The following is a 14629-nucleotide window of genomic DNA, read 5'->3' as shown; positions in this document are numbered from 1 at the left end:
GCGGGCAAGCCACGCTCCCACAGGATTTTCGTCGCTCAAATTTCTTAACTTACCGGCATTAGGGACGGACTTTCATAAAGAAAAATCGCTGAATGACGCTATTTGCCAGTTATGTGCCGCTTTATGCCTTGCTCTGTGAGCGTGTCTCTACGATTCTTCAAGAACAACGACAACACCCGAGAAACCGCCATGAAAACCGTCGCCCAACTGCTCAAGTTAAAGGCCCAACAGAATCAGGAAGTCCACACCATTGCGCCTCATCAAATGGTGCTGGAAGCGCTGATGGTGATGGCCGCAAAAAACGTCGGCGCGTTACCGGTGCTGAAAGAGGGAAAGGTCGTCGGCATCATCAGCGAGCGTGACTATGCGCGCAAACTGGTGCTCAAGGGGCGCTCCTCCGTCGGCACACCGGTCAGCGACATCATGGTGTCGCCGGTCATCACCGTGGACACCCATCAAACCGTCGAAACCTGCATGGGCATCATGTCCGAAAAACGCCTGCGGCATTTGCCGGTGGTGGAAAACGGCGAGTTGATAGGCTTGCTGTCCATCGGCGACCTGGTCAAGGAAGCCATTGCCGAACAGGCCGAACTGATTCGGCAGTTGGAGCAGTACATCCGCGGCGAGTGATCCTGTGGCGAGGGGGCTTGCCCCCGTTGGGTCGCGAAGCGGCCCCAAAAGCTTTGCGACTGCTTCGCAGCCGAACGGGGGCAAGCCCCCTCGCCACAAAAGCCCCCCACATTTGTTTGGCGGTGCACCTATGGCCAATGCCGCGCGAAAACCGGTGCCAATGCAGGATGCCGGTCGAAGCGTTCGAGCCAGGCGAAGAACCCCGGCCGCGCAACACGCAAGTGCTCCCGAGTGCCCGCCCACCGCGTCACCACCGCTGCCAGAATATCCAGCGCACCCGGCGTTCCATCCCCCAGATACAACTTGCCGGCGAACTGATCGGCAAACACCTCCCAATTCCAATGCAGGCGCTGGCGGGCACCGGCGATGAGGTTTTTCCGGGATAACTCGTCGGCCTCGGCCAGCCAGCGCTCGGGATAATCGATGATGCCGATGGCTGCATAGCAATTGCTGACGATGTACACCAGGCCATGAACAACCTGATCACGCTTGAGCGGGTTTTCCGGCAGCAGGTTCGACTCCGGGAACGTGAGGCCCAGATGAATCAGGATGGCCGCGCTCTCGGTGAGAACGCCGCCATCGGGCAGCTGCAGGGTGGGAACCTGCTTGAGCGGGTTGAGTTTCTCCAACGCCTGAAGCGCCTCCGGGGACGATGAAACATCGATGAAGCGATAAGGAACCTCACACAGTTCCAGGGCGGCTTCGATGGCGGCCGCACCCGAGTTCTGATGTCCGTAGAGCTGGTACATGACTAATTCTCCTCTGCGACTCTCTCTTTGTAGCAGCTACCGAAGATTGCGCTCGAATACCAGTCAGTTAAGCGCAATTCATGTGGGAGCGGGCTGTGGCGAGGGGGCTGTTGTGGCGAGGGAGCTTGCTCCCGTTGAACTGCGCAGCAGTTCCTTTTTTGGGGCCGCTTCGCAGCCCAACGGGAGCAAGCTCCCTCGCCACAGGCAAGCCCCCTCGCCAGATCAAAGCGGCTCCCACAGGGGCCTCGTTTGCAATCATCATCGGCGTCGATGTTCACCATCACGTCAATGAAGTTCTCATAAAAAATCCTCGGCGTAACATCCGCTCCATACCCAACCCATAACACCCCGGAGCACACCATCATGAAACGCCAAATCCTCCTCAGCATCGCTTTCTCGGTTTTTGCAGTTAACGCTTTCGCCGCTTCCTCTGCTCACCCGGTCGTCGCTGAAGGCGGCTCGGATCGTCTGATTGAAAGTCGTGTGGCCGAAGGGGGTTCCGACCGTCTTCAACACAATCGTGTCGCCGAAGGTGGCGCGGATCGCCTGCTGGAACGCCGTGTGGCTGAAGGCGGTTCGGATCGTTTGATCGAGAATCGTGTAGCTGAAGGTGGCTCCGATCGCCTGATCCAGAATCGTGTGGCTGAAGGCGGTTCCGATCGTCTGATCCAGAATCGTGTGGCTGAAGGCGGTTCCGATCGTCTGATCGAGAATCGTGTGGCTGAAGGCGGTTCCGATCGTCTGATCCAGAATCGTGTGGCTGAAGGCGGTTCCGATCGTCTGATCGAGAATCGTGTGGCTGAAGGCGGTTCCGATCGTCTGATCCAGAATCGTGTGGCTGAAGGCGGTTCCGATCGTCTGATCGAGAATCGTGTGGCTGAAGGCGGTTCCGATCGTCTGATCGAGAATCGTGTGGCTGAAGGCGGTTCGGATCGCCTGATCCAGAATCGCGTTGCTTGAATGAAGGGTTTTACCGCGGTACTCAATGAAAAATCCGGCCTCATCAGCCGGGTTTTTTTTAGCCATTTTCTGGCTCGGTTACCTCCCCGAGCGCTTCATGCAGCGCTGATAACGCTCATCGACCCGCTTGGCGAACCACGCCGTGGTGAGTTTGCGAGTGATTTTCGGGCTTTGCAGCACGATCCCCGGCAACACTGCGCGGGGTAAGGGCCGGCCTTCAGCCTGTTCGGCCAGGGCGAAGACTCGCCGATAGAGCTTGGTGTCCTCGAATTCAATACCTTTACCCTCCTCCAATTGATCCCGAATGGTCAGGTTGCGCATGTCCAATTGCTTGCCGAGGGTGCGCACGGCCAATTCCGTGGTGCCGGGCATGATCGAGCCGTAGCGCACCAGATCGCCATCCAGCGCCTGCGGGATGCCAGTCGCACGACTTACCGCGTTCTGAAACGCCGCATTGCGGCTGGCGTACCAGCCGGCGTTAAAGTCGGCGAAGCGATACAGCGGCTGCTTGTAGCTCACCGGATAACCGAGCAAATGGGCGATACCGAAATACAGGCCACCCCGACGCGTGAACACTTCGCGGCGAATCGAGCCGTCCATTGGATAGGGATAATCCCGCGCCTGCTGCTCGGCAAAGTCGATGCTGACCTGCATCGGCCCACCGGTGTGCACCGGGTTGAAGCCATCGAACAAGGTCCGGCCCATGGGCACCATCCCGATGAAGTCATCGAAAATCGCGCTGAGTTCTCTTTCGCTGCGCGCGGCATTCAGTCGGTCGCTGTAACTTTTGCCATTGGATGAACTCACCTGCAAAGCACCGCTGACCAGCAAGCCGGGGATGTGAGCTTTGGCAGCGCGGCGGTCAATCTCGTCCCGGGCGATCTTGCCCAGGCCCGGCACCGGAGGATCAGCCTGAAACGTCGATTCCTGCTCAGTGACCGCGAGTACCGAACACAGGTTTTGCGTGGTCGGTGAAATCTTTTGCGCGGCAAATGCCGCGTAGATGTCCGTGGCCCAGCCCTGGCGGTCGGCTGTCTTGGCCGGGAGCAGACGCATGATCTCTGCCTTGACCTCGGCAGGCTTGCGGGCCGGCGGTTCCTGAGTGCGTTGGGTACCGCAACCGGCCAGGACCAACAGTGCCGCGACGCTCATGATCAATCGATTGGCTTGCATGGTGCTCCATCAAAGTCCGTTGAGCCGGGTTAACCATACGATCAATGGCATGGCGCAGGCTATGACTGTGACGGCTGCTGACTGTTCCCACATAACTCTCGTAGCAGCTGTCGAGCCTGCGCGGCTGCGTTCGGCTGCGTTCGGCTGCGAAGCAGTCGTAGTTCGATGAATACGGTTTGCCTGAAATAACGCGGACGCTTAATGGCAGCAGGGCCTTTTTACATGATCCGCTTGTTCCCAATGTCTTCACCCATACGCGCCGCTGTAACCTTCCAGTCATGTGAAACCCGGCTCCTGCTGCTCTCAGAACCATGCATCCCAAGCAGCGTAATACTGCGTTCCATGCATACGCTGCACTTGCGTGAAAAAAATAAAAATCTTGTTGACCTTCACACCACTGTCAAGGGTGGTATGGCGCCGCCTGAAACAAAAAGGGGCAGGTTACCGCACGGTGACCTGCCCCCCATCGGGCATCCAGACATGACGTCCAACAGGGAGCCAGGAAACATGCAAGCAGCAAAGTCTTTTCGAGTAGGTATGGTCGGCGCCGGGTACATGGCGAAACTGCACAGCCTTTCAATGAACAATCTGGCCGGTTACACCGAAGATCCCGCCGACCGTTTCGACCTGGTGCGCATCGTCGACACCGATGCCCAGGCCGCAGAACGTGAAGCAACTCGCTGGGGCTGGTCCGAACACGGTACCGACTGGAAAACCGTGACCCGCGATCCATCGATCGACGTGGTGGACATTGCTACGCCAAACGACTCACACCATGAAATCTGTCTGGATGCCTTCGCCCATGGAAAGCAAGCACGCGGATATCCTCATCGTCGCCTGCTTCCCCCTGCTGATTCTGGCACTGCAGGCCGGCAACAACCTCCCGGCGCGGATCATCGGCGGGCAGCCGTTTTATGGGTTGGGGGTGATTTCGTACAGCATTTACCTGGTGCACAACCAGCTCAACTATTTCATGCATGACCTGGCACGCGCCCTGACTCAGGCCGGGCTGGGTACTAACGGCGCCACTGCGGTCTCGATCGCGGTGTTCGCGAGTGTGGCGATACTGATCGCCCGCCTCACCTACCGCCTCATCGAGCAGCCGGCCATGCGCTACCTGCGCAAAGCGCGGCTGTCCCGTGAAGTGTCGGTGACGGGCTGATCTCAGGCGTAAGCCACACTGCCGGACTCCCACATCGAGTTCGGCAGTACTTCGGGAATGTCCATCTGACCGGTTTCATCCAGGTACTGTTCGAGAATCGACAGCGCCCGTGACTGATCTTCGATGGTCTGCTGCAACTTGAGCCGCTGATCCTTGAGTGTGGCGACAATTAGCGGGCAAGGATCGAACCTGACCGGCTGACTGATGATACAGGGCATTAGCACCCTAATGACATTCAGCGTCAGTCCGGCTTCCTGAAGCGCCTTGATGTTCTTGAGAATGGAAATGTCATTCTGACAATAGTCGCGATAGCCCGAAGACAGACGCATCGGACGTATCAGTCCTTGCTCCTCGTAATAACGGAGCATGCGTGCACTCACACCAGACTTCTTCGACAGTTCATTGATCTTCATGTGGGCGTCCTTGCTTCAAATTGACTGGAGATCGATGGGCATTGCCCTGCGCCACCGAGCGTTGCGGCGGGTTGGTACACGCTCAATAGAATAGGTACGAGGGACAGCCCGTCCGTCATTTGGCCACTGGCAATCAGCTGAAAAATTTCCGCTGGCGCGAACCAGCGCACCTGCAGGACTTCGTTGGTATCGAAGCGATCCGTCGCCCACTGCACATCGTGCGCCTGATAGATCTCGAAGCGCTGATCACTGCTGCCATAGGTGGGGTGAAATGAAATCAGCGGCGCCCAGTCCCGTGCCGTGTAACCGGTCTCTTCAAGCAGCTCTCGCCGAGCGGCCTCAAGCGGGTTTTCGTGTGGATCGACATTGCCCGAAGGCAGTCCCCAGACCCGTTTACCGACCAGAAACCGGTACTGATGGATGAGCAGTATCTTGCCTTCGCGGCAGGCCAGGATGCCCACCGCCGGGCGCTCATGGTGGACGCAAAAATAATCGATGGATTGGCCATCGGGTAATTGCACTGCATTATCCACGACTGAAAACCATGGGTTCTCATGTACAACCGTCTTCCCTGTTACCCGCCAGACAGCTGACGTGGCGTCGTTCGGCTCATCAATCATTGAAAGCATCCGTGCTGTTTTTTCCGATGTGCATCGTTCGGCACATGGCTGCGGTGATACATTACTGTCCCATGGCGAGTCCGGCAATACAGCGTGTAATGCCCGGGCTTGAGCCACGCGGCCAACGAGGAACCGACAGCAGCCCCTCGCTGGCCGAGACTCAGGCATTCGCCGATGGATAACTCAGCAAGCTGCGATCACGACTCAAGAACATCCCGAGCACCATGACCAACGTCACCAGGGAAATGGTCGCAGCAACCAGTGTGATGGAGTTCAACGGCATGCCGGCATCGATGACGCGGCCACCCACCCAGGCACCGATCGCGTTGCCCAAATTGAACGCACCTACGTTGAGCGTGGACGCATAGTTGGCGGATTCGCCGGCCACACGAATGATCAGCGCTTGCAGCAACATCCCCACGCAGAACGACAGGCAACCCCACACCGCCATGTTGATGACCGCCGGATACACGAAATGACTGGTCCAGTAGAAGCTGACCAGCGCTGCGATCAGGGCCATCAGTGTCAGCACCAGCGAACGGGTCAGGCTCCAGTCAGCCAGTCTGCCGCCCAGCAGGCCGCCGACGGTGATACCCAGGCCGCACACCAGCAACGCAACGCTGGCGAACTTCGGCTCGACATGGGTCACATCCTGCAGGATCGGCACGATGTAGGTGAAAAACGCGAACATGCTCGCCGACGCCATGACGCTGGTCATCAGGCCCAGCCAGATGATCGGGCGCTTCATGCCTTGCAGATTGGTTTGTGTGTTTTTCTTGCTGGCGCTGGCCTTGGCCGGAACCAGGTACCAGACCATCAGCAGCGAAATAATGCCCAGCGCGACCACACCCAGAAACGTGGTGCGCCAACCGTAGACTTGCCCCACCAGCGACCCGACCGGAACACCCAGCACGTTGGCCAGGGTCATGCCGGTGAACATCAGGGTCATGGCCCGCCCTTCCTTGCCAGGAGGCGCGATACGCGACGCCAAAACTGCCGCCATGCCGATGAACGATGCATGACTGAACGCGGTAAACACTCGGGCGACGATCAGCGAATTGAATCCGGGAGCGATCATGCAGGCAATGTTGCCCACCGTAAAAATCGCCATCAGGATCAACAATGCGCGTTTCTCTTCCATTTTGCCGACGAGCAACGCCAGCAACGGCCCGCCTACTACCACACCCAACGCATAACCCGACACCAGATAACCGGCAGACGGGATCGACACGCCAAGGTCGGCCGATACCTGAGGCAACAGGCCCATGATGATGAACTCGGCGGTGCCGATCGCAAAGGCCGCAATCGCCAACGCGAACAGCGGCCAACTCATGACGCGGTCGTCTCTCATCTGGATATTTCCATTCATCGCAATGCTCATTTTGAAAATCCCTGACTCTGGCTGTCCCGAATCCAGGAAATGACATCCGAATGCTGCGGTTCCCAGCCGAAGTCACGGGCCTTCTGGCCACTGACCCGAATGTTCGAACCCAGCCCGTACTCGGCTTCTTCCGGGTCATGTGCACAGCATTCATGCAGAATGTATTCCATGGGTACCGACTGAATACGTCCACCGAACCCAAGCTTTTCGCTGATGACCTGTGCCAGCTCCTTCATCGACACCTCGCCGTTCTCGGCGAACAGGTAAGCACCACTTTCGGCCTTATCCAGCATCAAAAGCGACAGGCTGACCAGGTCATCGATGTGCACAAAAGCGGTACGATTTTCACCACTGCCGACATACACACCCACCCCATGCTCACGGGCCAGTCGTGTCAGCAGCGGAATCTGAATCGAGTCCTTGTGCAGCGCTCGCCCTTCGCCAAACACCATCGTCGGGCATACCACCAGCGTTCTAAAGCCCTGCTGACCGGCCATTCTGATGGCATTGTCGATCGCCACCCGACCGACTTTCTCCAACCTTGGCCGAGGCTGGGTCTGCTCGGTCCACTGTTGATCGGAACCTGCCCCCTCCGCGCGATCACCAATGACACTGGTGCCACTGTAGTGAATCAACGTCTTGCCCGAACCCCGCAAGCTCTGCAGCAAAGTGGAGACCACATAGGCATTGTCCGAGTTGGCAGCGTTGACGATAAGGTCCACCGCCAGTACCTGCTTCTTGATCGTCTCAGTGTCATAGAGCGTCCCGAACACCGGGATGATCCCCAGTTTCCCCACCTCGTATGCTTGATGAGCGGAGCGCACCAGGCCATAGACCTCATACCCCCGGTCGATCAGCGCCATGGCCATCGATCCACCGATGTACCCCGTAACACCCGTCACAAATGCCTTCAAAATGTCGACTCCTGTCGTTCTGAAAAAATGTTAAAAGCGCCGTTGCTCATCCTGAGCGCCGTCATATCCGTATCGCTCGTTACTGCCCGGTAGGTCCTGCGCAATTGCGGCTGCTGTGAAGGTTAGAGCGATAGGCATTGCGGAAAAAGTAGGTTACCGTTCCAGTCTGTACGGCCGTCAACGTCCGCAATCCAGGATCCTTCATGCTCGAGTCCGTTGCTGCTTTTTCCGTGTTTGTCCAGGTCGCCGAACTGCGCAGTTTCGTGGCGGCCGGCCGCGCCATGGGCGTCTCGGCTTCTGCCATCGGCAAACGGATTTCAAGGCTGGAGGAGCGCCTGGGCGTTCAGCTGTTTCAGCGCAGCACCCGCAGCATTTCCCTGACCCCCGAAGGTGAAAAGCTGCTGGAACGCAGCCGACGCATTCTGGATGAGATAGAAGAAATCCAGACGGAACTGAGCAGCGCCGCCGACTTGCCACAGGGTAAACTCAAGATCAGCCTCGCCCCCATCAGTGACGTGTTTCTCGATCACCTGGCGCGCTTCAATGAACGCTATCCGCAAATCGAGCTGGAACTCGATTACGCCGAGCGCAACGTTGACATCATCCAGGAAGGTTTCGACGCGGCGATTCGCGTCGGCGACGGTGCCGACAGCAATTTGCGCGCGCACCACATGGGGGATTTCCGCCGGCTGATCGTCGCCTCCCCCGCCTACCTACTTCGCCATGGGGTGCCGACCCGCCCTCAGCAACTGCTCGAGCACAAGTTGCTGCACTATCGCTCACCGAACTCGGGCAAGGTCGAACCCTGGCCACTCAATGATTGCGGTGAGCTGCACCTGCCGACTTCAATGATCTGCAACGACATCAACACCCGAATCGATTTCGCCCTCAAAGGCCTAGGCATCGCCTGCCTGCCCGATATCTCGATTCGCAAGCCGTTGCGTGAAGGGCTGTTGACACCGATGTTGCTGGACCACACGGCCAACTCGACAAAGATCCACGCACTCTGGCCCCACGCGCATCAGCACACTTCACGCCAGAAAGCCTTCATCGATTTCATCAAGTCCGTCGATTTCTGAGGGCATATCGGCTGGCGCGTCGAAAGCCTGTTACTGGCGCCGGCGCCCTCGATGGCCTTCAATTAAAGTTCACCGCCTGATCCCATGGCGCCTGCCTTTGCTCTGGGGGACAAGATGAACCGCAATGACGTTCTGATTATCGGTGCAGGGCCCACCGGCCTGGTGCTGGCGCTTTGGCTGAGCAAGCTCGGCGTGCAGGTACGCATCATCGACAAGACGTCGGCCCCCGGTACCACGTCCAGGGCTCTGGCCGTTCAGGCACGAACCCTTGAACTGTATCGCCAGCTCGACCTCAGCGACGCCGTGGTGCAGAACGGCCATCGCGTGTGCGCAGCGAATTTCTGGGTCAAGGGCGAACCCGTTGCGCGCCTGCCTCTGAGCACCATCGGCGAGGGTCTGACGCCCTACGCGTTTCTGGAAATGTATCCGCAAGACGAGCATGAACGCCTGCTGATCGAACGCCTGGAGGCCTTCGGTATTACGGTGGAGCGCAACACCGAGCTGCAAAGCTTCGAGGAAACCGGCGACGGCATCACCGCGACACTGCGCTTGCCGAATGGTCAGCAGGAAACCTGCCAGGCCTGTTACCTCGCCGGCTGCGACGGCGCCCGGTCGATTGTGCGCAAAACTCTGGACACCGGTTTTCCGGGAGGCACCTACCAGCAGATTTTCTATGTAGCAGATGTGCAGGCCCGCGGCCCCACGTTCAACGGTGAACTGCATGTGGACCTTGATGAAGCCGACTTTCTCGCCGTATTCCCCTTGGCGGGCGAAGGTCGCGCCCGCCTGATCGGCACGGTTCGCGACGAACGCGCCGACCGTGCCGAAACCCTCCAGTTTGAAGACGTCAGCAGCCGGGCCATCGAGCATCTAAAAGTGCAGATCGATCAGGTGAACTGGTTCTCGACCTACCGCGTGCATCACCGGGTTGCGGATCACTTTCGCACGGGGCGCGCGTTTCTGTTGGGTGATGCCGCCCATGTCCACAGCCCGGCGGGTGGCCAGGGCATGAACACCGGGATTGGCGACGCGATCAATCTGGCCTGGAAACTCGCGGCGGTGTTGAGTGGTGGCGCCTCGGCCAAATTGCTCGACAGTTATGAAACCGAACGCATCGCCTTTGCCCGGCGACTGGTGGCGACTACTGACCGGGTCTTCAGTTTCGTCACGGCCGAAGGGCCAATTGCCGACTTGCTGCGCACCCGCGTGGCACCCTTTTTGATCCCGAAAATGACATCACTGGAAGCCGCTCGGGAATTCCTGTTTCGCACGGTGTCGCAGACCACCCTCAACTATCGCGGCATGCCGTTGAGCGAGGGCGTTGCAGGTCATGTTCACGGCGGTGATCGCCTGCCCTGGGCCCACGACGGTGAAGGGGACAATTTCGAGTCACTGAAAAATCCGACCTGGCAGGTGCATGTGTATGGCGACACCAGCGATGAAATGATTGCCTGGTGCACCGAGCATCACCTGCCGTTGCAGATGTTCGACTGGCGGCCGGCGTTTGAAACAGTGGGGCTGGCGCGCAACGGGTTTTACCTGCTACGGCCGGATACCTACGTAGCGATTGCCGACTACAGCGCCGATCCGAAGGTGATCGAGCGGTATTTCCGGGACCGTGGGATTCGGCCTTTCTTTGACTGAAGATCAAAAGATCGCAGCCTGCGGCAGCTCCTACATGAGATTGAGTGCACCTGGCTGCGATCTTTTGATTTTTTAGATCCCGGCCAGGGCCAGGTCCATCGCGAAGTAGGTGAAGATCAAATCCGCCCCGGCCCGTTTGATCGCCCCCAGGCTCTCACGCACCACTCGGTCTTCATCAATCGCCCCGGCCTGGGCGGCGAATTTGATCATCGCGTACTCGCCACTCACCTGATACGCCGACAGCGGCAAACGCGAGGCTTCGCGGATGTCGCGGATGATGTCCAGGTACGCGCCGGCCGGTTTGACCATCAGCGCATCGGCGCCTTCCTGTTCGTCCATCAGCGATTCACGCACGGCTTCGCGGCGGTTCATCGGGTTCATCTGATAGCTTTTGCGGTCGCCCTTCAGCGCACTGCCGCCGGCCTCGCGGAACGGGCCATAAAGCGCCGAGGCGAATTTGGTCGAATAGGCCATGATCGCGGTCTGGCTGAAACCCGCTTCATCGAGCGCCCGGCGAATGGCCCGGACCTGCCCGTCCATGGCCGCCGACGGTGCGATCACATCGGCGCCGGCTCGAGCGGCCGCCACGGCTTGTTTGCCGAGGTTGATCAGGGTCTGGTCGTTGTCGACTTCGTGGTGGTGCAGCACACCACAATGGCCGTGGTCGGTGTACTCGCAGAAACAGGTGTCGGACATCACGATCATTTCCGGCACGGCGTCCTTGGCGATGCGCGACATGCGCGACACCAGACCATTGTCGTTCCAGGTATCGCTGCCATTGCTGTCCAGATGATGGGACACGCCAAACGTCATCACCGACTTGATCCCGGCCCGAGCGTATCGCTCGATCTCGCCAGCCAGCTTAGATTCGGGAATGCGCATCACCCCGGGCATGCTCTTGATCGGCACGAAATCGTCGATTTCTTCCTCGACGAAAATCGGCAGCACCAGGTCGTTCAAGCTGAACTCGGTTTCCTGGAACAGGCTGCGCAGGCTCGCATTGCGGCGCAGACGGCGTGGACGTGCTTCGGGGAACTGACTGGGCATGGGCCTTCCTGAAAAACAGCGGATGAGACAAAAGTCGTAGGGGGCGAAGCTTATGCCCTGCAAGGCGCGAGGCACAAACCTCAGACGCGGAACAAAGCGTTACCGGTTCGGCAACAATCCCCGCATCCAGCACAGAACCCTGTGGAAGCGGGCTTGCTCGCGAAGGCGGCCTATCATTCAACATTGATGTCGACTGACCCACCGCTTTCGCGAGCAAGCCCGCTCCCACAGGTTAAATCGCCAGTATTCCTGTAATACACGTCACCACCGCGCCGCCAATCCAGATCTCATCCCCCACCTGCTCGACCTGAATCCGCCCGCCGCGGCCCATGGTCAGGCCTTGACTGACGACATAACACGCCGGGGCCAGCCCTTCGCTGAGCAACCATTGGGCAATCCCGGCGTTCAGGCTGCCGGTGGCCGGGTCTTCTGGCATGCCGTCGCCGGAGATGAACGCACGCACTTCGAACTGCGCGTCAGCGCCATCGCGCTCGACGCACCACGGCGCGATGACACCGACGGCGAGGCCAAGCATCTGCGAATGATCCGGCTGCAAGTCCAGTACCTGCTGACGATCCTCGACCATCACCGCCAGCCAGCCGGCACCGTTGTCGACCCATTGCGCTCGCACAATCGCGCCCGGCGCCAATCCGAGGCCCCGCCGTACGCGCTCGACCAGTTCGGTGTCCACCGGGCCGGACCTGAGCAGCGGTGGCGCGAGAAACGCCAGCTCGGCGCCCTGCCGACGCACCCGCACCAAGCCGACGCCGCACTCCTGAATGATCTCCTCGCCCTTGGGCACCCCACCGGCCTCCAGCCAGGCATGACAGGTACCGAGCGTCGGGTGACCGGCGAACGGCAACTCCTGAAGAGTGGTGAAGATGCGTACTCGATAGTCGGCCCGAGGGTCCCGGGGTTCGAGCACGAAAGTGGTTTCACTGAGGTTGGTCCAGGACGCGAATGCCGCCATGCGCTCATCGCTGAGCCTGTCTGCGCCGAATACCACCGCCAACGGGTTGCCGTTGAGCGCGACGTGGCTGAAGACATCTACTTGCTTGAAATCGAATGAGCTCATTGCCTACCTTGGTGATGAGGAAATCAAAGGGGTTGCTTGGGGATTTCCAGCCCGCGAATCACCGCCGGCCTTGCCAGAAAACGTTCCAGCACGCGGGTGACGTTGGGGAAATTCTGGATACCGACCAGGTCGCCGGCCTCATAGAAGCCGATCAGGTTGCGCACCCACGGAAAGGTCGCGATGTCGGCGATGGTGTAGCGTTCGCCCATGATCCAGTCGCGCCCTTGCAGACGGCCATCGAGGACTTGGAGCAAGCGCTTGCTTTCGTCGACGTAGCGATCACGAGGACGTTTGTCTTCGTAGTCCTTGCCGGCGAATTTGTTGAAAAAACCGAGTTGGCCGAACATTGGCCCGATACCGCCCATCTGAAACATCAGCCACTGAATGGTCTCGTAACGTGCCGCCGATTCCTGCGCCAGCAGTTGCCCGCTCTTGTCGGCGAGGTAAATCAGAATCGCCCCAGACTCAAACAATGCCAACGGTTGATCCCCTGGACCGTGGGGGTCGAGGATCGCCGGGATCTTGTTATTGGGGTTCAGCGACAGAAATTCGGGAGACAACTGATCGTTGGTGTCGAAGCCCACACGATGCGGTTCGTAGGGCAGCCCGATCTCTTCGAGCATGATCGAAACCTTGACGCCATTGGGCGTTGGCAAGGAATAGAGCTGGATCCACTCCGGGTACTGGGCCGGCCATTTTCGGGTGATGGGGAATGCAGACAAATCGGTCATAAGGGGCATCCGGTACTAAGAAAGGGTTGAGCATAATCCAGGATCACCGACCGATGGTTGCGATCTTTTCACCGCCACCGCTGGCTTACTTAAATCCGCAACATCCAGTCGATAACCTTTTCCCCAACCCGTTCAAGGTTGCCGCTACAGTGCCAGGCACCTCGCTCGGATCGAACCAAATGGGCTTCAGAGGACTCTGAGCAATGCCCTGTAGAAAGCAGACCGGGTCAACGACATGGAAAACACCCGATGCTGGGAGCTCGCGGTGTCAAGGTTTGTCAGCCTTAACCGAAATGCGCTGAAGATGACCTATTCGATGATGAACCCATTGAAATTCGCCAAACGCTTCAAGCATCGCGCGTATGTCTTCCTGCCCTCCCTGCTGGCGGTCAGCGCGTTGTTCCTGTCGCTGGAGTCCAGTGAAAGCCGTGCCCAACCGGCGGACGGCACCCAGACGCTGGTGTTTTTGCGCCACGCGGAAAAACCGGACGGCGGCCTGGGTCAGCTCAATTGTCAGGGACTCAACCGCGCCATCGACCTGGCCACCTTGTTGCCGGAAAAATTCGGCAAGGCCAACTACGTGTTCGCCGCCAACCCGACGCGCAATGTCGAGGAAGGCGAACTGGATAACTCCTACAGTTACATTCGGCCCCTGATGACCATCAGTCCCAGCGCGATCAAGCTCGGCTTGCCGGTCAACATCAACTTCTCGGCCAACGACACCAGCGACCTGGCGGATGAGCTACTGCACGACAAGTATCACAACTCAGTCATCTATACCGCCTGGTCCCACGGCTACCTGCCCGAGCTGATCAACAAGGTCGCCGGGGAAGCCGTCGGCAAGAAGCAGAACATCACCGATGATTGGGAATCCAGCGACTACGACTCGCTGTACGTGTTAACGCTGACTTGGCACAACGGCAAGGCCAGCCTGCAGAGCCATAGCTACAAGCAAGGGCTGGATAACGGTCAGGAGACTTGTCCGACGTAAGCGACCGGGCGCCAGTCAGGGCCTCTTCGCGGGCAAGCCTCGCTCCTACAGTGGATATTC

At 59.0% G+C, this 14629-nt stretch carries 14 protein-coding genes and 2 pseudogenes; 7 read left to right on the top strand and 9 right to left on the bottom strand.

What is annotated here, in order from left to right; genetic code table 11:
* Positions 1-189 precede the first annotated feature (189 nt).
* Entirely contained in the window at positions 190-630 is a 441-nt protein-coding gene (locus ACA044_RS10380) for a CBS domain-containing protein (protein WP_305502617.1), read from the top strand.
* Positions 631-758: 128 nt separating this feature from the next.
* Here the strand turns inward: ACA044_RS10380 and ACA044_RS10375 are convergent, their stop codons facing one another.
* Positions 759-1379: a glutathione S-transferase gene (locus tag ACA044_RS10375; protein WP_497446265.1), complete on the bottom strand. Its 621-nt coding sequence runs from the start codon at positions 1377-1379 to the stop codon at positions 759-761.
* A 363-nt stretch (positions 1380-1742) separates the two neighbouring features.
* Here ACA044_RS10375 and ACA044_RS10370 point away from each other — a divergent pair.
* Positions 1743-2204, top strand: a pseudogene (locus ACA044_RS10370) (phage infection protein); the annotation flags it as partial.
* Between the two features lie 213 nt (positions 2205-2417).
* On the opposite strand, the gene ACA044_RS10365 reads toward ACA044_RS10370, so the two are convergent.
* A complete protein-coding gene (locus ACA044_RS10365) occupies positions 2418-3512 on the bottom strand; it encodes a DUF1615 domain-containing protein (RefSeq protein ID WP_497446264.1) in 1095 nt (364 codons plus the stop codon).
* 201 nt (positions 3513-3713) lie between these two features.
* On the opposite strand from ACA044_RS10365, the pseudogene ACA044_RS10360 reads away from it, so the two are divergent.
* Positions 3714-4265 (top strand): annotated as a pseudogene (locus tag ACA044_RS10360) (Gfo/Idh/MocA family oxidoreductase); the annotation flags it as partial.
* A gap of 22 nt (positions 4266-4287) precedes the next feature.
* Entirely contained in the window at positions 4288-4674 is a 387-nt protein-coding gene (locus ACA044_RS10355) for an acyltransferase family protein (RefSeq protein ID WP_497447344.1), read from the top strand.
* Positions 4675-4676: 2 nt separating this feature from the next.
* Here ACA044_RS10355 and ACA044_RS10350 read toward each other — a convergent pair whose 3' ends face one another.
* From ACA044_RS10350 to ACA044_RS10335, 4 genes are all read right to left on the bottom strand, one after another.
* The gene (locus ACA044_RS10350; RefSeq protein WP_305422374.1) at positions 4677-5087 is read right to left on the bottom strand and encodes a MerR family transcriptional regulator; all 411 of its coding nucleotides are present in this window, start codon (positions 5085-5087) and stop codon (positions 4677-4679) included.
* Complete coding sequence (locus ACA044_RS10345) at positions 5084-5707, bottom strand: NUDIX hydrolase (RefSeq protein ID WP_497446263.1); 624 nt, start codon at positions 5705-5707, stop codon at positions 5084-5086. Before ACA044_RS10345 ends, ACA044_RS10350 begins: the two co-directional genes overlap by 4 nt.
* 160 nt (positions 5708-5867) lie before the next feature.
* Entirely contained in the window at positions 5868-7058 is a 1191-nt protein-coding gene (locus ACA044_RS10340) for an MFS transporter (protein ID WP_497446262.1), read from the bottom strand.
* A gap of 26 nt (positions 7059-7084) precedes the next feature.
* Positions 7085-8002, bottom strand: a complete 918-nt coding sequence (locus ACA044_RS10335) for an NAD-dependent epimerase/dehydratase family protein (RefSeq protein WP_497446261.1) — start codon at positions 8000-8002, stop codon at positions 7085-7087.
* A gap of 203 nt (positions 8003-8205) precedes the next feature.
* Between ACA044_RS10335 and ACA044_RS10330 the strand changes: the two genes are divergently transcribed.
* Together ACA044_RS10330 and ACA044_RS10325 are read left to right on the top strand one after the other, a co-directional pair.
* Positions 8206-9081, top strand: a complete 876-nt coding sequence (locus ACA044_RS10330) for a LysR family transcriptional regulator (protein ID WP_497446260.1) — start codon at positions 8206-8208, stop codon at positions 9079-9081.
* Positions 9082-9195: 114 nt separating this feature from the next.
* Positions 9196-10725, top strand: a complete 1530-nt coding sequence (locus tag ACA044_RS10325; RefSeq protein WP_497446259.1) for an FAD-dependent oxidoreductase — start codon at positions 9196-9198, stop codon at positions 10723-10725.
* Between the two features lie 72 nt (positions 10726-10797).
* On the opposite strand, the gene hemB is transcribed toward ACA044_RS10325, so the two are convergent.
* The 3 genes from hemB to ACA044_RS10310 all read right to left on the bottom strand — a co-directional run bounded on the left by hemB (position 10798) and on the right by ACA044_RS10310 (position 13578).
* Entirely contained in the window at positions 10798-11772 is a 975-nt protein-coding gene (hemB, locus tag ACA044_RS10320; protein WP_497446258.1) for a porphobilinogen synthase, read from the bottom strand.
* 232 nt (positions 11773-12004) lie between these two features.
* Positions 12005-12847, bottom strand: a complete 843-nt coding sequence (locus ACA044_RS10315) for a PhzF family phenazine biosynthesis protein (protein WP_497446257.1) — start codon at positions 12845-12847, stop codon at positions 12005-12007.
* A 23-nt stretch (positions 12848-12870) separates the two neighbouring features.
* Positions 12871-13578, bottom strand: a complete 708-nt coding sequence (locus tag ACA044_RS10310) for a glutathione binding-like protein (protein ID WP_497446256.1) — start codon at positions 13576-13578, stop codon at positions 12871-12873.
* 319 nt (positions 13579-13897) lie between these two features.
* Here ACA044_RS10310 and ACA044_RS10305 point away from each other — a divergent pair, with 319 nt between their 5' ends.
* Positions 13898-14569, top strand: coding sequence for a histidine phosphatase family protein (locus tag ACA044_RS10305; RefSeq protein ID WP_497447200.1), 672 nt, complete (start codon positions 13898-13900; stop codon positions 14567-14569).
* Positions 14570-14629: the final 60 nt, after the last annotated feature.

Source organism: Pseudomonas sp. LBUM1673 (assembly GCF_059695645.1).
Note: the sequence above shows the minus strand (reverse complement) of the source record. Positions and strands in the feature narration are given on the sequence as shown.